Annotated in this window: 15 protein-coding genes; all 15 read right to left on the reverse strand. The window is 68.9% G+C overall.

Translation table 11 applies throughout. From position 1 onward, the window contains the following. Positions 1-47 precede the first annotated feature (47 nt). The 15 genes from ABEA07_RS18645 to ABEA07_RS18715 all read right to left on the reverse strand — a co-directional run bounded on the left by ABEA07_RS18645 (position 48) and on the right by ABEA07_RS18715 (position 16,571). Positions 48-812, reverse strand: a complete 765-nt coding sequence (locus ABEA07_RS18645; protein ID WP_345539699.1) for an enoyl-CoA hydratase — start codon at positions 810-812, stop codon at positions 48-50. Positions 813-910: 98 nt separating this feature from the next. Next, positions 911-1,510, reverse strand: coding sequence for a 2-hydroxychromene-2-carboxylate isomerase (locus ABEA07_RS18650; protein ID WP_345539700.1), 600 nt, complete (start codon positions 1,508-1,510; stop codon positions 911-913). Between the two features lie 14 nt (positions 1,511-1,524). Continuing rightward, entirely contained in the window at positions 1,525-2,355 is an 831-nt protein-coding gene (locus ABEA07_RS18655) for an acyl-CoA thioesterase (protein ID WP_345539701.1), read from the reverse strand. Between the two features lie 28 nt (positions 2,356-2,383). Then, positions 2,384-3,298 carry an alpha/beta hydrolase family protein gene (locus ABEA07_RS18660; RefSeq protein WP_345539702.1) on the reverse strand — a complete coding sequence of 305 codons (915 nt, stop codon included), beginning with the start codon at positions 3,296-3,298 and terminating at the stop codon, positions 2,384-2,386. Positions 3,299-3,342: 44 nt separating this feature from the next. Further along, positions 3,343-4,539, reverse strand: coding sequence for an acetyl-CoA C-acyltransferase (locus ABEA07_RS18665; RefSeq protein WP_345539703.1), 1,197 nt, complete (start codon positions 4,537-4,539; stop codon positions 3,343-3,345). A 30-nt stretch (positions 4,540-4,569) separates the two neighbouring features. Beyond that, a complete protein-coding gene (locus ABEA07_RS18670; RefSeq protein WP_345539704.1) occupies positions 4,570-6,969 on the reverse strand; it encodes a 3-hydroxyacyl-CoA dehydrogenase NAD-binding domain-containing protein in 2,400 nt (799 codons plus the stop codon). A gap of 124 nt (positions 6,970-7,093) precedes the next feature. Next, entirely contained in the window at positions 7,094-7,525 is a 432-nt protein-coding gene (locus ABEA07_RS18675; protein ID WP_345539705.1) for a DUF2147 domain-containing protein, read from the reverse strand. Between the two features lie 5 nt (positions 7,526-7,530). After that, positions 7,531-9,327, reverse strand: coding sequence for an acyl-CoA dehydrogenase C-terminal domain-containing protein (locus tag ABEA07_RS18680; RefSeq protein WP_345539706.1), 1,797 nt, complete (start codon positions 9,325-9,327; stop codon positions 7,531-7,533). A gap of 57 nt (positions 9,328-9,384) precedes the next feature. Further along, positions 9,385-10,074 carry a TetR/AcrR family transcriptional regulator gene (locus ABEA07_RS18685; protein ID WP_345539707.1) on the reverse strand — a complete coding sequence of 230 codons (690 nt, stop codon included), beginning with the start codon at positions 10,072-10,074 and terminating at the stop codon, positions 9,385-9,387. A gap of 142 nt (positions 10,075-10,216) precedes the next feature. Then, positions 10,217-11,683: a glycosyltransferase family 87 protein gene (locus ABEA07_RS18690; RefSeq protein WP_345539708.1), complete on the reverse strand. Its 1,467-nt coding sequence runs from the start codon at positions 11,681-11,683 to the stop codon at positions 10,217-10,219. Between the two features lie 49 nt (positions 11,684-11,732). Continuing rightward, positions 11,733-13,154 (reverse strand): UbiA family prenyltransferase, encoded by a 1,422-nt coding sequence (locus ABEA07_RS18695; protein WP_345539709.1) that lies wholly within the window; start codon positions 13,152-13,154, stop codon positions 11,733-11,735. A 1-nt stretch (position 13,155) separates the two neighbouring features. Then, positions 13,156-13,527: an SMR family transporter gene (locus ABEA07_RS18700; protein ID WP_345539710.1), complete on the reverse strand. Its 372-nt coding sequence runs from the start codon at positions 13,525-13,527 to the stop codon at positions 13,156-13,158. Positions 13,528-13,678: 151 nt separating this feature from the next. Beyond that, complete coding sequence (locus ABEA07_RS18705) at positions 13,679-14,545, reverse strand: isocitrate lyase/PEP mutase family protein (protein WP_345539711.1); 867 nt, start codon at positions 14,543-14,545, stop codon at positions 13,679-13,681. Further along, complete coding sequence (locus ABEA07_RS18710) at positions 14,542-15,960, reverse strand: FAD-dependent oxidoreductase (RefSeq protein WP_345539712.1); 1,419 nt, start codon at positions 15,958-15,960, stop codon at positions 14,542-14,544. Before ABEA07_RS18710 ends, ABEA07_RS18705 begins: the two co-directional genes overlap by 4 nt. Then, the gene (locus ABEA07_RS18715) at positions 15,957-16,571 is read right to left on the reverse strand and encodes a cysteine hydrolase family protein (protein WP_345539713.1); all 615 of its coding nucleotides are present in this window, start codon (positions 16,569-16,571) and stop codon (positions 15,957-15,959) included. The genes ABEA07_RS18710 and ABEA07_RS18715 overlap by 4 nt, the downstream gene beginning before the upstream one ends. Between the last annotated feature and the right edge of the window lie 176 nt (positions 16,572-16,747).

Genomic DNA, 16,747 nt, shown 5'->3' on the forward strand with positions numbered 1-16,747 from the left:
CGACCTGTTTGGCAACCGCCGCACGCGACGATTCCGGCTAAGCGACCTCACACCTTCGAGAAGTCCGGCTTCCGCTTCTCCATGAACGCCGTGAAGGCCTCCTTGGCCGCCGGCTCGCGCAGCATGCGGCCGAAGCTCTGGCCCTCCTCGCCCATGCGCTCCACCACGGCGGGCTGCTGCGCCTTCTTCATCAGGCGCTTGGTCTCGACCAGGGCGCTCAGCGGCTTGGCCGCGAGCTTGCGCGCCTGGGCCTGCGCGAAGGCGTTGGCCTCGGTGGGCGGCACCACGCGGTTGACCAGGCCAACCTCCAGCGCCGCCTCGGCCATGAAGGGTTCGCCCAGCAGCAGTGCCTCCGCTGCGCGGTGGTAGCCGAACATCTGCGGCACCAGCAGGCTCGAGGCCGCCTCGGGGCACAGGCCCAGGTTGACGAAAGGCATGGAAAAGGCCGCGTTGTCGCCGGCATAGACCAGGTCGCAATGGAACAGCATCGTGGTGCCGATGCCCACCGCCGGGCCGCACACGGCCGCCACCAGCGGCTTGGGAAAGCGTGCCATGTTCTGCAGGAAGCGGAACACCGGCGACTCCGGCGTCGAGGGCGGCGCGTTCAGGAAATCGCCGATGTCATTGCCGGCGCTGAAGATGGTGGCATCGCCCTGGATCAGCACGGCACGCACCGTGTCGTCCTGCTCGGCGCGCTCCAGCGCGTCGGCCAGCTCCGCGTACATGCTGCGGGTGATGGAGTTCTTCTTGTCCAGGCGGTTGAAGGTCAGGGTCATCACACCGGCTTCGGCGTGAACGAGGATGTCGCTCATGAGGGAGTCCTTCTGCAAAGAAAAGAAAGTAACAGGGATCTGCTGTCACGTGGGGTATCGGGCCGTCCGGGATCCTGCCGTGCAGAATCGGGCCGCCCTCAGGCGCCCAGCGCCTCTCGGACGAAATCGAGCCGGTCCTGGCCCCAGAACATCTGATCGCCGACGAACAGGGTCGGGGCCCCGAACACGCCGCGGCGCACCGCCGCCTCGGTGTCGGCCTTCAGGCGGCTCTTGGTGTCCGGGTCGTTGGCCAGCGCCAGCACCCGGGCGGGATCGAAGCCCGCCTCGGCCAGCACCTCGCCCACGACCGCCGGGTCGTTGAGGTTGCGCGAAGCCACCCACATGGCGTCGAACATGGCGTCCGCGTAAGCTCGGAAGCGCTCCGGCTCCCGCATCTGCAGGCCGGTCGCGCCGCGCATCAGCAGCAGCGTGTTGATCGGGAAGTTCGGGTTGTACTGGAAGGGCACGGCGTAGCGCCGCGCGAAGCGCTTCAGGTCCTCGAAGACATAAGGGGCCTTGGCCGGGATCTCGACCGGCGAGCGGTTGCCGGTGGCCTGGAACACGCCGCCGAGCAGCATCGGCTTCCAGACGAGTTCGGCGCCGGTATCGGCGCACAGGTGCGGCAACTGGGTCGCGGCCAGGTAGGCGGCCGGGCTGCCGAAATCGAAGTAGAACTCTACCGATCGCGCGTTCGTCATGGCCTGCACGCCTTTCATTCCTTGAAGTAGACGATCTGATTCGAAGTGGCCAGCAGTGCGCCTGCCTGGCTCCAGAGCTGCGCAGCCTGGTCGAAGTAGCCGTTGCGGAACTGCTGCCCGGCCGCGCGGCCGAGCAGGTAGCCCGTGCCCACCTCGGCCAGCTGCGTCGCGTCGACGTGGAAGTAGGTGGTGATCGACACCGTGCCGATGGGCACCGGCTTGGCGCGGCGCAGCCAGACGCGCGGGTAGAAGCCGTCGCACAGCGCCGCGAGCGCGGCGAAGTCCAGCGGCCGCGGCGGCGCGTCGCGCAGCCACATGAGGGTCTCGCTGTGATCGCCGCTGCCGTCCCAGCGCGTGGGGATGGAGCCGCGGATGGGTCGCATCTCGTAGCGGTCCACCCAGGCCACCTTGGCCGGCCCGATGGCCAGGCGCTCGACCTCGGCCGGTGCCGGCACCTGCGGCATCGGCAGGTCGTTCGCGCCCCAGGTCTCGCGGCGCAGGGCGGTGACCGCCGTGGCCGTGCCCACGACCTGCAGCTTGCCGTCGGCATCGGCCTGCGCCATCTGCATCGTCCAATGCTGCGTCGAGCGGTTGGTGCGCACCGGTACGGCCAGCACTTCGAAGGGACCGGCCTCCAGCGCCGCGGCGTAGTTCACCGTCAAGGCCACCGGTGCGCCGAGCAGCTCGGGATGCTTCAGCACCGCCTGCAACATCAAGGCCGCGGTGGTGCCGCCGAAGGGGCCGACCATGTTCCAGTAGTCGGCGCTGGTGGTGCCGTTGAAGAGGCCTGCGCGCAGATCGCTGTGCGCCAGTGCCAGCGCCTGGTCCAGGGGATGTGGGCTCATGATGGCAGTGTGCTCCCGCCCGGTAGGTTCAGGCAGTCGTGTGCGTGACGCCGCCCGCCGGCGGCGCGGTCAGGGCCGCGAGGCGCTGCAGGTTGTCCACCAGGCGCGGCCACAGGTCCAGGCTGAACTGCTCGCGGAAGAAGCCGAAATGCCCGATGCGGTGTGCCTGCACGTCGGCCGGCGCGATGCGCTGCACCGCCCGCGGCGCCGCGGCATACAGGCCCAGCAGGCTCTGCGTGCCTTCCAGCGTCATCAGCTCGTCATCTGTCATGGACAGCGCCAGAACCGGGAAACGCACGCGCTCGTAGCTGCGCGCGGCCAGCTCGCCCTCGGCGCCCACGCTGTAGCGCGGGTTCAGGCACCAGCGCCGCCATTGCAGGATCACGCCACGCGGCAGGTCGCCGACCTTGCGCAGCCGGCGCCCGGGAAAGTAGCCCCACAGCCGCGTCGCCAGCGGCACCAGCACGAACCAGAAGTAGAGCACGCTGCGCTTGAGCCGCGGCGCGTTTTCGCGCCAGTAGCCGCTTCCTGCCGCAATGCTGACCAGCCCGTCGACCTGTTCCGGCCGCTCCAGGAAGCCCGGCAGCTGCGCGCCCAGGCTGTGGCCCAGCAGATAGAGGGGGCGCTCGGGCCGGGCGGCCTTGGCGGCATCGATCACCGCCTCGTAGTCGCGCGCCCAATCGAAGAGGTCGGCTTCGAAGCCGCGCAGCGAAGCCTCCGTACCGCCGGGGCGCGAATCGCCCGAACCGCGGTAGTCGAAGGTCCAGACCGCCAGCCCCTGCCGCGCGAGCCAGCGCGCGAAGGGCTCGTAGAAAGCCTGGCGCACGCCCATGGCGCCGCCGATCACCACGCTCGCGCGCGGCGGCACGTCGGCCGCGCCGGGTGTGTAGACGCGCAAGGCGATCCGCGCCGCGTCCCCCAGTTCCAGTGTTCTCGTCTGCATGCCGTTGTCTCCTTCTGGTGTGGTGCCGGCGTGCGAGCGCCGGGTCAGACTCTTTCGAAGATGCCCGCGGCCCCCTGCCCCATGCCCACGCACATGGTGACCATGCCGTACTTCAGCTTCTTGCGTTGCAGCGCGTGCACCACCGTGGCCGAGCGGATCGCGCCGGTGGCGCCCAGCGGATGGCCCAGCGCGATCGCGCCGCCCATCGGGTTGACCTTGGCCGGGTCCAGGCCCAGGCTGTGGATCACCGCCAGCGACTGCGCGGCGAACGCCTCGTTGAGCTCGATCCAGTCGATCGCCTCCTGCGTGAGGCCGGCAGAGCGCAGCGCCGCCGGGATCGCCTCGATCGGCCCGATGCCCATGATCTGCGGCGGCACGCCCTTGCTCGCAAAGCTGACGAAGCGCGCCAGCGGCTGCAGGTCGAACTGCTTGCAGGCCTTCTCGCTGGCCAGGATCAGCGCGCCGGCGCCGTCGGAGGTCTGCGAACTGTTGCCGGCCGTGACGGTACCGCGCGCGGCGAAAACGGTGCGCAGCCGGGCCAGGCCCTCCGCGGTGGTATCGGGGCGCGGGCCCTCGTCGAGGTTCACGGTGCGGGTCGTGGCGATGGCTTCGCCGCTGCCGAGGTCGGGCGTGCGCTCGGTCACCTCGATCGGGGTGATCTCGTCGGCGAACTCGCCCGCCTTCTGCGCCGCCAGCGCGCGCTGGTGCGACTGCAGTGCGAAGGCGTCCTGCGCCTCGCGGCTCACCTTCCACTGCTGCGCCACCTTCTCGGCCGTCAGGCCCATGCCGTAGGCGATGCCCACGTCACCGTCGCGCTCGAAGATGGAGGGCGACAGCGAAGGCGCGTTGCCCATCATGGGCACCATGCTCATGCTCTCGACGCCGGCGGCGATCATCACCTCGGCCTCGCCGACGCGGATGCGGTCGGCCGCCATCTGCACCGCCGACAGGCCGGAGGCGCAGAAGCGGTTGACCGTGATACCGCCCACGCTGGTGGGCAGACCGGCCAGCACCGCGCCGATGCGCGCCACGTTCAGGCCCTGCTGCGCTTCGGGAATGGCGCAGCCGCAGACGATGTCCTCGATGGCTTTCGGGTCCAGGCCCGGCACGGCCGCGAGGGCCGCTTTCAGCGTGGTCGCGAGCAGGTCGTCGGGCCGCGTGTGGCGTAAGTAGCCGCGGTGGGAGCGGCCGATCGGGGTGCGGGTGGCTGCGACGATGTAGGCGTCTTGGCGTTGCTTCATGACGAATGTCCTTGTGTCTTGCTTGCCCGCTCAGTTGCGCAGCGGCTTGCCGGTCGAGAGCATCCCCATGATCCGGTCCTGCGTCTTCGGGTGGACGACCAGCGCGCAGAAAGCCTGGCGCTCCAGCGTCATCAGGTATTCCTCGCTGACCAGGCTGCCGGCATCGACGTCGCCGCCGGTCACCACGTGCGCGATCAGGCCGGCGATGTGGAAGTCGTGCTCGCTGATGAAGCCGCCGTCGCGCATGTTGACCAGTTGGCCCTGGATGGTGGCGGCGCCGCTGCGGCCGGCGACCTTGAACAGGCGGCGCATCGGCGCGCGCCAGCCGGCGTCGGCCATGGCCTTGGCCTGCTGCAGGGCGACGTAGAGCAGCTCGTCCTTGTTGGGCACGATCAGGTCGCTGTCCAGCAGGTAGCCCAGTTTCTTCGACTCCAGCGCGCTGGTGCCGACCTTGGCCATCGCGGCGGCGGTGAAGCCCTCGGTCAGGAAGGGCAGCAGGTCGCTGCCGGTGGAGGCCTCGGCGTTCTCGGCCGCGCGGCGCGCGATGTAGGTCAGGCCGCCAGCCCCCGGCACCAGGCCGACGCCGACCTCGACCAGGCCGATGTAGCTTTCCATCGCCGCGACGCGACGCGCCGAATGGATCGCCAGCTCGCAACCGCCGCCCAGCGCCATGCCGCGCACCGCCGCGACCACCGGCACGCCGGCGTAGCGGATGCGCAGCATCATGTTCTGCAGTTCCTGCTCCGCGCCGTCGATCGCGTCGACGCCGGCCACCACGAAGGCGGGCAACATGGCCTGCAGGTCGGCGCCCACGGAGAACATCTCGTCGGGCGACCAGATCACCATCGCCTTGTATTCGCGCTCGGCCAGCTCGACGCCGGCCGCCAGCGCCTCGGCCACGTCGGGGCTGATGGCGTGCATCTTCGAATGGATGCTGGCGATCAGCACCTCGCCGTCCAGCGTCCACAGGCGCACGTCGCCTTCGTCCTGGATGGTGGTGCCGGCCTGGTTCGCGTCGCGCGCCTGGCTGCCCAGCACGCTTTCCGGGAACAGCTGGCGCTCGTGCACCGGCAGCCGGCGCTGCGGCACGAAGCGGCTTTCCGCGGCGCTCCACGAGCCTTGCGGCGTGTGCACGCCGCCCGCCTCGGCAACCGGGCCCTCGAACACCCACTTCGGCAGCGGCGCGCTCGACAGGGCCTCGCCCGCGTCGATGTCTTCCTGGATCCACTTCGCGACCTGGGCCCAGCCTGCCTCCTGCCACAACTCGAAGGGCCCCTGCTTCATGCCGAAGCCCCAGCGCATGGCGAAGTCCACGTCGCGCGCACTCTCGGCGATGGTGGCCAGGTGCACCGCCGCATAGTGGAAGCTGTCGCGCAGAATGGCCCAGAGGAAGCGTCCCTGCGCCCCTTCGCTCTCGCGCAGCAGCTTGAGGCGCTGCGCCGCGGGCTTCTTCAGCATGCGGCCGTAGACCTCGTCGGCCTTTTCGCCGGAGGGCACGTAGTCCCCCTTCGCGAGGTCGAAGCGCAGGATCTCGCGCCCCACCTTCTTGTAGAACCCGGCCTGGGTCTTCTGGCCCAGAAAGCCCAGCTCGATCAGCCTGGCCAGCACCGGCGGCGTCGCGAAGTTGGCGTAGAAGGGATCGGTGTCGGCGCTCAGGGTGTCCTGCAGCGTCTTGACCACATGCGCCATCGTGTCCAGGCCCACCACGTCGGCGGTCCGGAAGGTGCCGGAGCTGGCGCGGCCCAGCTTCTTGCCGGTGAGGTCGTCGACCACGTCGGGCGTGAGGCCGAACTTCTCCACCTCCTTGAGCGTCGCCAGCATGCCGGCGATGCCGACGCGGTTGGCGATGAAGTTCGGCGTGTCCTTGGCGCGCACCACGCCCTTGCCGAGGGTGCTGGTGACGAATGTCTCGAGCTGGTCCAGCACGACCGGCTCGGTGGTCGGCGTGGCGATCAGCTCCACCAGGAACATGTACCGCGGCGGGTTGAAGAAGTGGATGCCGCAGAAGCGCGGTTTCAGCGCCTCCGGCAGGGGCTCGCTCAGCTTGGTGATCGACAGACCCGAGGTGTTCGACGCGAGGATCGCGTGCTTGGCGACGTGGGGCGCGATCTTCCTGTACAGATCGAGCTTCCAGTCCATGCGCTCGGCGATGGCCTCGATCACCAGGTCGCATTCGCCCAGCTTCGCGAGGTCGTCCTCGTAGTTGGCCTGTTCGATCAGCGCCGCATCGGCCGCATCGCCCAGCGGTGCGGGCTTGAGCTTCCTGAGGTTGTCGATGGCACGCGTGACGATGCCGTTCTTCGGCCCTTCCCTGGCGGGCAGGTCGAACAGCACGACCGGCACGCGCACGTTGACGAGATGCGCCGCGATCTGCGCGCCCATCACGCCGGCGCCGAGCACGGCGACCTTCTTCACTTGAAATCTGGACATATCGGGTCCCTTGAAGTTTTCAGTCTGGTCGGGGAACACCGTGGATCCGGCCTGGCCGGGCCACGGGCGTTGCCCCCTCGAGAGGGGAGGCGGCTACACGAAGTGAGCAAGCCACGGGGGTGGGTCAAGGTACGCGAACCCAGGTCTGCGTGCGGCCGATGCCGAGCACCGAGCCGCGCACTTCGAGCTTTTTGCCGCCCTCGACGGGCGTGAGGCGCAAGGTGTAGGACTTGCCGTTCTCGGGGTCGAGGATCTTGCCGTCCTCCCAGACCTCCTTGCCCTCGGCCTTTTTCGCGCCGCGGATGATCTCCAGGCCGACGAGGGGCTTGCCCTTGCGGTCGTCGGTGCATTCGTCGCAGACCGCGTCCTGCTTCGCTTCCTTGCGCAGCAGCTTCTCGATGCGGCCGGACAACACGCCGCCCGACTCGCTGATGCGGATCTGCGATTTGGCCTCGCCGGTCTTGTCGTCGATGCTTTGCCAGACGCCGACCGGCGTCATTTGGGCGAAGGCGGAAGCCGCGCATAACAAGGCGACGGCAGCAAGAAGGCGCTTCATGGCGTTCACGCGAGCGCCGCGTCGGTGTTCATCAAGGGCGCGGCGCCGGCCCGCGCGGTGCGCATCAGGGTCGCGGTCTCGGGGAAGAGCTTGGCGAAGTAGAAGCGCGCGGTCTGCAGCTTGGCCTGGTAGAAGGGATCGGTGTTGCCCGCGGCGATCTCGCGCAGGGCCACGCGCGCCTGCAGCGCGAACATGTAGCCGAACACGAAGTGGCCCGCCACGCGCAGGTAGTCCACCGCGGCCGCGCCCACCTCGTCGGGGTTCTGGAAGCCGCGGAAGCCCAGCTCGGTGGTGAACTTGGTGAGTTGCTCGCCCAGCACCGCGATCGGGGTGATGAACTCGCTCATCTTCTCGCTCACGCCCTCTTCCTCGACCAGCCTGGCGACCAGCTTGCCGAACTTCTTCAGCGTGGCGCCGTTGTTGCCCAGCACCTTGCGGCCCAGCAGGTCCAGCGACTGGACCGTGTTGGTGCCCTCGTAGATCATGTTGATGCGGTTGTCGCGGACGAACTGCTCCATGCCCCATTCCTTGATGAAGCCGTGGCCACCGAAGACCTGCATGCAGGCGTTGGTCGCGATGTGCCCGTTGTCGGTGAGGAAGGCCTTCACGATCGGCGTCAGCAACGCGACCAGTTCGCCCGCCTCCTTGCGGACCTTCTCGTCGGGATGGTGGTGTTCCTTGTCCAGCAGCAGGGTGCAGTAGATGGCCAGGGCGCGGCCGCCCTCGGCATAGGCCTTGGCGGTCATCAACATCTTGCGCACGTCGGGGTGCACGATGATCGGATCGGCCTCCTTGTCTTTGGCCTTCACGCCCGAGAGCGAGCGCATCTGGATGCGGTCCTTGGCATAGGCCAGTGCATTCTGGAAGGCCACCTCGGTCAGACCCAGCGACTGGTTGCCCACGCCCAGGCGTGCCGCGTTCATCATGACGAACATCGCGGCCAGGCCCTTGTTGGCTTCACCCACCAGGGTGCCGCTGGCGTTCTCCAGAACGATCTGCGCGGTGGCGTTGGCCCGGATGCCCATCTTGTGCTCCAGCCCGGCGCAGTAGATGCCGTTGCGGCTGCCGAGCGACCCGTCGGCATTGACGTTGAACTTGGGCACCACGAACAGGCTGATGCCCTTGCTGCCCTTGGGTGCGTCCGGCAGCCGGGCCAGCACCAGGTGGATGATGTTCTCGGCCATGTCGTGCTCGCCGGCCGAGATGAAGATCTTGTTGCCGGTCAGCCGGTAGCTGCCGTCGGGCTGGGGCTCGGCCTTGGTGCGCAGCAGGCCCAGGTCGGTGCCGCAGTGCGGCTCGGTCAGGCACATGGTGCCGGTCCATTCGCCGCTCACCAGCTTGGGCAGGTAGGTCTTCTTCTGCTCCTCGGTGCCGTGCGCCGACAGGGCCTCGTAGGCGCCGTGCGACAGGCCCGGGTACATGGTCCAGGCCTGGTTGGCCGAGTTGAGCATCTCGTAGAAACACTGGTTCACCACGAAGGGCAGTCCCTGGCCGCCGTACCGGGGGTCGCAGGACAGCGCCGCCCAGCCGCCCTCGACGTACTTCGCGTAGGCCTCCTTGAAGCCCTTGGGCGTCTTCACCGCGTGCGTGCCCTGGTCGAGGGTGCACCCCTCTTCGTCGCCGGACATGTTGAGCGGAAAGGTCACCTCGGCGGCGAACTTGCCGCCCTCTTCGAGCACGGCATTGATGGTCTCGGCGTCGACCTCGGCATGCGCTGGCAGGGCCTTGTATTCCTCGGTGACCTCGAGCACTTCGTGCATGACGAACTGCATGTCGCGAAGGGGTGGGGTGTAGGCGGGCATCGAAGGTCTCCAGAAAGGGAAAGAGAAAACAAAGAGAAAAAAATGATCGGGATGCGGTCAGCGCACGGTCTTGAACCGGCGCGAGGCGCCCGGCCTGTCGGCCGTGGCAGCCGGCGCCTGCGGGGTGGCGCAACGCGCGACGATGTTGTCGAAGCCTGTGTTGGCGCGCGCCAGCGAATCGGGCGAACGCAGAAAGCGCGCCTCGTAATGCAGGGCCAGGATGAGCGCGTGGATCTCGAAGGAGATCTGCTTGGCGTCGGCCTGCGCGTGCAGATGCCCTTCTTCCTGCGCCTGCAGCACCGCGCGCAGCATGGCGGCCAGCCAGGTGTTGACGGACTCGGCGAGCGCGTCGCGCACCGGCCCCGGCCGGTCGTCGAACTCGACCGCGCCGCTGATGTAGATGCAGCCGGAGTCGATCTCGGCCGAGGTGCGCTTCATCCAGTTGGCGAACAGCGCGCGCAGCCGCGGCAGGCCGCGCGGCGCCTGCAGGGCCGGGTAGAACACTTCCTGCTCGAAGCGGTTGTGATACTCGCGCACCACCGAGATCTGCAGCTCTTCGCGCGAGCCGAAATGGGCGAACACGCCCGACTTGCTCATGCCCGTGACCTCGGCCAGCGCGCCGATCGACAAGCCCTCGAGCCCGATCTGCGCGGCCAGGTTCAGCGCCGCGTCGACGATGACGGCCTTGGTCTGCTGGCCCTTCTGGGGCACGCGAGAGCTGCGGGAGGACGCGGCGGTGGAGGGCATGGAATGTCGCAAATAAAACGAACGATCGTTCTATTTTGCGACAGTTGATGTCAGGTCCATCAAAGACCCAGTGCATCGGCAGGTTATCCGGCGCGTGCCGATCGCTACGGCGGGCCCCGCCTGCCGGCGCCGCGATCCGGCGTCAGTAGACGGTGACGGCCGCCGGTTCGCTGCGACCGGCCCGGACCTCCGCCGCACGTGGCTGTTCCATCCACGACAGTCGGTACAGCAAGGCCAGCGCCATCAGCGCGCCGGCGAACTGGTAGGACTGCAGCACATTCCAGGCAGAGTCCGCCAGCAGGTTGGTCGGGCCGACGAAGGACTGGCAGGACAGCGCCAGCGTGACCCCCAGCACCGGCAGCGTCCACGCACCCCAGGGCTGCTGCCGCAGCGCCATGGGGAAGGCCACGGCGAAGACCGGCAGCAGGAGACCGTAGTGGTGGTCCCAGGCAATGGGCGAGGCCATGGTCAAGGTCAGCATGACAAGGGACAGATCCACCACGCTCGGACGCTTGCCCATGCGCCACACCAGGGCCATCCCCAGCATGAGCAGGGAGGTCGCCACGGTGGCCAGGTGCACCACCGGCTGGTAGGGCGGGAAGTCGGTGCCGGACCACACGAGGCCGGCGCCCTGCAGGTTCACGCCGTTGAAGAACAGGCGGTGCAGCAGCCCGTTGACGGACTGGTTGATGAAGTAGCTCTCGCCGTGGCGGCTGAGAAAGGACACGACAGAGACATAGTCGAGCACGCTGCGCCAGCCGTAAACGCCGACCGCGAACAGCCCGGCCGCTGCGGTGACAGCGGTGGCGACCGCCGCGAACTGCCATTGCCGCCGCAGCAGCGCCCACACGACGACCACGCCCCACTGCGGCTTGATGATGCAGCACAGCCCCATCATCAGGCCCGCCAGGCGCGGCTGGTCGCGCTGCCAGGCCAGCAGCGCCAGGCCGGCGGCCAGCGTCATCAGCGTCTGGATCTGCCCGTGGTATTCGGAGCGAAGCAGCGGATAGAACATCGCCACGCTCAGGACGCTCAGGCCGAAGAGCGCGAAGACGGACCGGCGCGGCAAGTGCAGCACACGCCCACCCGGGGGCGCCGGGATCGCGCCCATGAAGAGCTGCATGAACACGACCGCGATGGCCACCAGGCTGATGCGCGAGACGAATTGGAAGAAGCGGACCACGCCCTCCGGCGGCACGCCGAAGAGCTGCTGCGGCAGATCCAGCGGCAGCAGCGCCGTCAACGGGTACTGGAACTTCACGTGCTGGCCGAAGAACACGCCCTGGTACAGCGGCACCTCCGGATGCTCGCGCAGGAAGGCGGAGGCACGCAGCATCGGCATCCACGAGTCCTCGCCGGCATGCGTGGACAGCAGGATACGCAGGTAGCCCAGCGAGGTCTCGCGCGGCTCGTCCACCGCCAGCGCGAAGACAGCGCTCGCCAGCACCCCGCCGAGCAGGCAGGCGAGCCAGAGTCGCCAGGCGTGCTCGAGCCGCTGCGTCTCGCGCGAACCCGCCAGGCCCGCAATGCCGGGGCGCCAACGCCACAGCACGAACAACAAACCGGCGCACAGCACCGTGAGCGCCACCTGCGCGATGTAGATCTTCATGTTCTTGTCGAAGAAAAAGCCGAGGAAGGAAAGGGTGGGGGCCGGAGGATCAGTTCGCCATCCACAGGGCGACCGCGCCGATCGCCACCGCCAGCCGGCTGACCCAGTCGCGCGCGGCGAACACCACCGGGTCGTCGTGCAGCACGCCGCGGATGGCCTTCAGCCAGATACGCACGGTCCAGAACAGGAAGACCGGTATCAGCACCCACAGCCAGGTCGGGTTCTGGTAGCGCGAGAGCATCTGCGCGTCCTGCAGGTACAGGCTCAACAGGAGCGCGGACATCTGGCCCGCCGCCACGCCGGTGCACAGGACGAAGGTCTGGTCGCCCGGCTGGTAGCCGCGGTCGCGCTTGAGCTGGGCGCCGTCGCCGGCGGCCGTGAGCTCCACGTAACGCTTGGCCAGTGCCAGGCTCAGGAAAATGAAGAGCGAGAAGGACAGGATCCAGAAGGACAGCGGCTGCCCGGTCGCCTCGGTGCCCGCCGCGACGCGGATGGTGTAGAGGGCCGCCAGCGAGAACACGTCCACGACCGCGCGCCGCTTCAGGAACACCGAATAGGCGGTGGTCAGGGCCGCATAGACCAGCAGCACGGCCACGAAGCTCGGCGGCAGCAGCGCGACCGACAGGCCCAGCGACGCCATGCCCAGCGCGGCCGACATCGCCAGCCCGGTGGCCGGCGCGATGTCGCCCGCCGCGAAAGGCCTGCGCCGCTTGCGGTGATGGCGCCGGTCCGACTCCAGGTCCAGCAGGTCGTTGAGCACGTAGATGCCCGAGGCCATCAGGCTGAAGGCCACGAAGGCGAACATGGCGTCGACCACCAGCGCCTGCGTGAGATCGTGCAGCACCGGCATCAGCGGCAGGAAGACCAGCAGGTTCTTCAGCCACTGGTGGGCCCGCAGCCCGTAGAGATAGCGGCCGAGCCCGGGGCGCGGCGGCTGGATCACGGCCTCGACTTCGGTCACGCCGCCGGCGCGCCTCGCCAGCGCGGGCGAGCGGCTGACCACGACCGCGGCCTGGGCGCCCTCCCACACCTTCATGTCGGAGGAATGGTCGCCCGCGTAGCAGAAGCCCTGTCCGCGGGTATCGGCCAGGATCGCGGCCAGCTTGGCCGAGCCCTTCACGTTGCGCTCGCCGTCGGAGGCCAGCACCGCATCGAAAAGGCCCAGGTGCTCGGCGATGCGCCGGGCCACCCGCCCGTCGCTGGCCGTGGCCAGGACGGTGCGGCGCCCCGCTTCGCGCGCCCGGCGCACCAGGTCGAGCACCTCGGGCCGGTATGGCAGCGTGCTCACGTCCAGCCGCGTGCGTCGCGCCACCTCGCTCTTGAGCACGGCGCGGCCCTTGAACAGCCACAGCGGGAGTTGCAGCAGCGCCGTCGGCGAGGCGCGCACCAGCTTGAGCAGCGACTCGTGCAGCGAGTCGGTCGCGATCAGCGTTCCGTCGAGATCGACGTACAGCGGCAGCGGCGGCGCCATCTCAGCCTCGCCCGAGAACGACGACGCCGACCAGGATGATGGCGATGCCCAGGACGCGCGAGGCCGTGAGCGCCTCCCCGAAGAAATGCCAGGCCAGTAGCGCCGCAATCACGTAGCCCATCGACAGCATCGGGTAGGCCACCGTCACGTCCACCCGCGTCAGGGCCAGGATCCACAGCCCGGCACTCACGAAGTAGCAGCACAGCCCCAGCAGGATCCAGGGCTGCGTGGCCGCATTCCAGCCCGCCGAAAACAGCGAAGCGCCGGTGAAGGCCACGCTGCCGAGCGACTGGGCACCGGCCTTGAGCATGAGCTGCGCGGCCGAGTTCAGCAGCACGCCGGCCAGGATGATCGAGAAAGCGGTCAGGGTCATCTTTGAAACTTGTAGTCTTTTTGGTTACTGCAAGTATCATGCCCTGGGTAATACTTTTGTCCGAACCCCTCGGATCCGAAAAAATAGGCCTTCCTGGAAAAGTTGACATTCCAAGGCGGTCAACGACGCCCTGGCCGCCTTTGCGCCCTGTCTATTCGTAACGCCGGCCCAGCGCCATCAGTTCCGGCGTCCCGATCACCGCGTTGAGCCCGTCGAAGTCCAGCATCCGTTCGCGCCAGGGCTCGGTGGTGCGGTGCCGGTACAGGCTGCCGTAATAGCCCTGCAGCGTGTGCACCACCGCCCGGGCCGTACCGCCCGGGAAGATCGCGATGCGGAAGCCATGGGTCTGCAGCGCATCTGCATCCTGGACCGGCGTCTTGCCGCCTTCGACCATGTTGGCCAGCAGCGGGATACGGCCGGCAAAGCGCTGGCAGGCGGCCTCCATCTGCTCGGACGAGCGCAGCGCCTCGATGAAGAGCGCGTCGACGCCGCAGGCGAGGTAGGCCTCGGCGCGGTCCAGCGCGGCCTCCAGCCCTTCGACCGCCAGCGCATCGGTACGCGCCAGGATCAGCGTGTCGCGCGAGGCGCGCGCATCCAGCGCCGCTTCGAGCTTGCCTTCCATCTCGCGCACCGGCACCACGCTCTTGCCGTCGAGGTGGCCGCAGCGCTTGGGGAAGCCCTGGTCCTCGATCTGGATCATCGCGGCGCCGGCCCGCTCGAAGCCGCGCACCGTGCGCTGGGTGTTGAGTGCGTTGCCGAAGCCGGTGTCGGCATCCACGATCACCGGCAGCGCGACCCGCTCGCAGATGCGCGCCAGGGTGTCGGCCACTTCGGTGTACGTGGTCAGACCCACGTCCGAGCGCCCCAGCCGCGCATAGGCGATCGACGCGCCCGAGAGGTACAGCGCCTCGAAGCCGGCCTGCTCGGCCACCAGCGCGCTCAGCGCATCGTAGACGCCGGGCGCGAGCAGGATCTCGGGTGCGGCCAGGCGCGCCTTGAGGGAAGTCGGGTTCGTCATGTCTGCTTTTCCTTTGCGATGAGTGCGGCCGCGGTGCGTGCGGCGATGGCGCCGCCGGCCACGGCGCTGAGCAGGCCGTTGCCCGAGAGGTAGCCCCACACCGCATCGCCCGAGACACCACCTGCCGCGCCGCCGGCGGCCAGCAGGTTGGGCAGCGGCGTGCGGTCCTTGTCGCGCAGCACGCGCATGTCCGGCGCCACGTCCAGCCCGCCCTGGGTATGGAAGAGTGCGCCCGTCACCTTGACGGCGAAGTACGGCGCGGACAGGCCGCGCCGGAACGCACGCCCGTCGGGCTGCGGCCCTGCCACATGCAGCGCATCGAGCGTCGCCTGCAGCACCGGCGGCTCGCAGCCGATGCAGGCTGCCAGTTGCGCCACCGTGTCGCAGCGGCGCAGCGCCCCCGCCGCCTCCGCTTCGCGGAAGTCGGGGAACTCGCGCGCCAGCGCCAGCAAGGGCGTGTCGAACACGTTCCATGCGAGGCCGCCCGGCTGCGCCAGCACCTTCACCGCGGCCTCGGAGTAGCCCTGCGTCTCGTCGTGGAAGCGGCGGCCTTCGCCGTTGAGCTGCACGCCGCCTTCCATCATCACCGCCCAGGACATCAACGCGCCCTGCGGCGTGACCCAGGAGCCGTGACCCTGGTAGCCGCCGAGGTCGCGCAGCCGCGCGCCCAGCGCCCGGCCCCAGAGGATGGCGCTGCCGTCGTTGCCCACGTGACCGGCGAAGGCGGCCTCGGCCATCTCGGGCAGCAGTTCACGCACCATCGCGGTGTTGCCGCCGAAGCCGTTGCAGGCCAGCAGCAGCGCGTCGCAGGCCAGCCGCTCTTCGCTCCCGTCGGGGCGGCGGAAGGCCAGGCCCTGCACGCGGTCCGCATCGTCGAGCCACAGCGTCTCGACCAGCGCCTGGGTCAGCACGGGGACCCCTTTGGCTTCGGCGGCCGACTGGAGCGCGGCCATCAGCGCGGCGCCGGTCTTCTGCGGCAGAGCGTGCATGCGGTGCACGGTGTGGCCTGGGTAGAGGAAGTTGTCGAGCACCAGCCAGTTCAGGCCGTGACGCGCCTGCAGGGCGTCGAGTGCCGGGCCGATCGCCTCGGCGTAGGCGCTCACGAGCCCCGGCGCCGCGCGGCCGTGTGCCTTGGCCTGGATGTCGGCGGCGAAGCGCTCGGGGCTGTCGTCGATACCGTGCGCGCGCTGGACTTGCGTGCCTGGGGCGGGGATGAAGCCGGAGGACAAAGCGGTCGAGCCGCTGGGGTGCGCGTCGCGCTCCAGCACGACGCAGTCGATGCCGGCGTCGTGCAGCATCAACGCGGCTGTCAGCCCGCAGGCGCCGGCGCCGACGATGGCGACGCTCGCCTTGGCCTCGGCATCGAAGGCTGCGACAGTGCGCTGCACGCGGCGTGAGCGGGCGTCCTGGGTCATGCGAGTCGGCGGATGAAGTCGGCGCAGTCGATGACCTCGGCCACGTTGCGCATGTCGGCCAGCGCGGTCCGGTGCCGCTCCTCGCCGAAGGCTGCGCAGCCGTCGGCCAGCACCAGGGTGCGGTAGTCGCGCATGTGGGCGTCGCGCACCGTGCTGGCGACGCCGCCGTTGGTGACGATGCCGCACACGGCCACCGTGTCGATGGCGGCGCGGCGCAGGACCCAGTCGAGCTGGGTGTTGAAGAAGGCGGAGTACGCGACCTTGCAGACCGCGACGTCGATGAGGCCGTGCAAGGCATCGACATTGGCCTGGCCCCAGCTGCCGGGGGCGAAGTCGCCCTTGCGCAGGAAAGGCCGCAATGCCCGGAGATGCGGAGAGACCATGGGTAGGCCGGCGGCGTCGGGCCACAGTGTGAATTGGCTGGCGGCGACCATGCCGCCCTTTGCCTTGACGGCGCGCGCTACCGCGGCCACACGGGGCGGGAGCGGGGCGGCTGCGGGGTTGGCGGCGCCGCCGCGGGCATAGGCGCCCTTGGGGTCGAGGAAGTCGTTCTGCAGGTCGATGATGATCAGGGCGGTTTTTCTGCCTTGAAGGAGGGTGTCGTCGGTCATGTGTCTTGTTCCCTCTGGGAGGGGGCGCTCGGCCTTTGGTTTGGCGTTGTTCTTGTTGTGGGTTGGACTTGGCGTGCGGGGCTTTGTTTTGGCCTTGCTGGTTGGGTGGCGCAGGAGCCGGGAATTCGCCCCGGCGGGCGAGTTACTTTCTTTGTCTCGCCAAAGAAAGTAACCAA

It is taken from the genome of Variovorax defluvii (assembly GCF_039541515.1).
GTDB lineage: Bacteria > Pseudomonadota > Gammaproteobacteria > Burkholderiales > Burkholderiaceae_C > Variovorax > Variovorax defluvii.

What these genes read in the sequence shown, in the direction of transcription:
- ABEA07_RS18700 (WP_345539710.1), bottom strand. Translation starts at nt 13,527, where the DNA reads ATGACCCTGACCGCTTTCTCGATCATCCTGGCCGGCGTGCTGCTGAAC.
- ABEA07_RS18650 (WP_345539700.1), bottom strand. Translation starts at nt 1,510, where the DNA reads ATGACGAACGCGCGATCGGTAGAGTTCTACTTCGATTTCGGCAGCCCG.
- ABEA07_RS18645 (WP_345539699.1), bottom strand. Translation starts at nt 812, where the DNA reads ATGAGCGACATCCTCGTTCACGCCGAAGCCGGTGTGATGACCCTGACC.
- ABEA07_RS18690 (WP_345539708.1), bottom strand. Translation starts at nt 11,683, where the DNA reads ATGAAGATCTACATCGCGCAGGTGGCGCTCACGGTGCTGTGCGCCGGT.
- ABEA07_RS18655 (WP_345539701.1), bottom strand. Translation starts at nt 2,355, where the DNA reads ATGAGCCCACATCCCCTGGACCAGGCGCTGGCACTGGCGCACAGCGAT.
- ABEA07_RS18660 (WP_345539702.1), bottom strand. Translation starts at nt 3,298, where the DNA reads ATGCAGACGAGAACACTGGAACTGGGGGACGCGGCGCGGATCGCCTTG.
- ABEA07_RS18710 (WP_345539712.1), bottom strand. Translation starts at nt 15,960, where the DNA reads ATGACCCAGGACGCCCGCTCACGCCGCGTGCAGCGCACTGTCGCAGCC.
- ABEA07_RS18675 (WP_345539705.1), bottom strand. Translation starts at nt 7,525, where the DNA reads ATGAAGCGCCTTCTTGCTGCCGTCGCCTTGTTATGCGCGGCTTCCGCC.
- ABEA07_RS18705 (WP_345539711.1), bottom strand. Translation starts at nt 14,545, where the DNA reads ATGACGAACCCGACTTCCCTCAAGGCGCGCCTGGCCGCACCCGAGATC.
- ABEA07_RS18665 (WP_345539703.1), bottom strand. Translation starts at nt 4,539, where the DNA reads ATGAAGCAACGCCAAGACGCCTACATCGTCGCAGCCACCCGCACCCCG.
- ABEA07_RS18715 (WP_345539713.1), bottom strand. Translation starts at nt 16,571, where the DNA reads ATGACCGACGACACCCTCCTTCAAGGCAGAAAAACCGCCCTGATCATC.
- ABEA07_RS18680 (WP_345539706.1), bottom strand. Translation starts at nt 9,327, where the DNA reads ATGCCCGCCTACACCCCACCCCTTCGCGACATGCAGTTCGTCATGCAC.
- ABEA07_RS18685 (WP_345539707.1), bottom strand. Translation starts at nt 10,074, where the DNA reads ATGCCCTCCACCGCCGCGTCCTCCCGCAGCTCTCGCGTGCCCCAGAAG.
- ABEA07_RS18670 (WP_345539704.1), bottom strand. Translation starts at nt 6,969, where the DNA reads ATGTCCAGATTTCAAGTGAAGAAGGTCGCCGTGCTCGGCGCCGGCGTG.
- ABEA07_RS18695 (WP_345539709.1), bottom strand. Translation starts at nt 13,154, where the DNA reads ATGGCGCCGCCGCTGCCGCTGTACGTCGATCTCGACGGAACGCTGATC.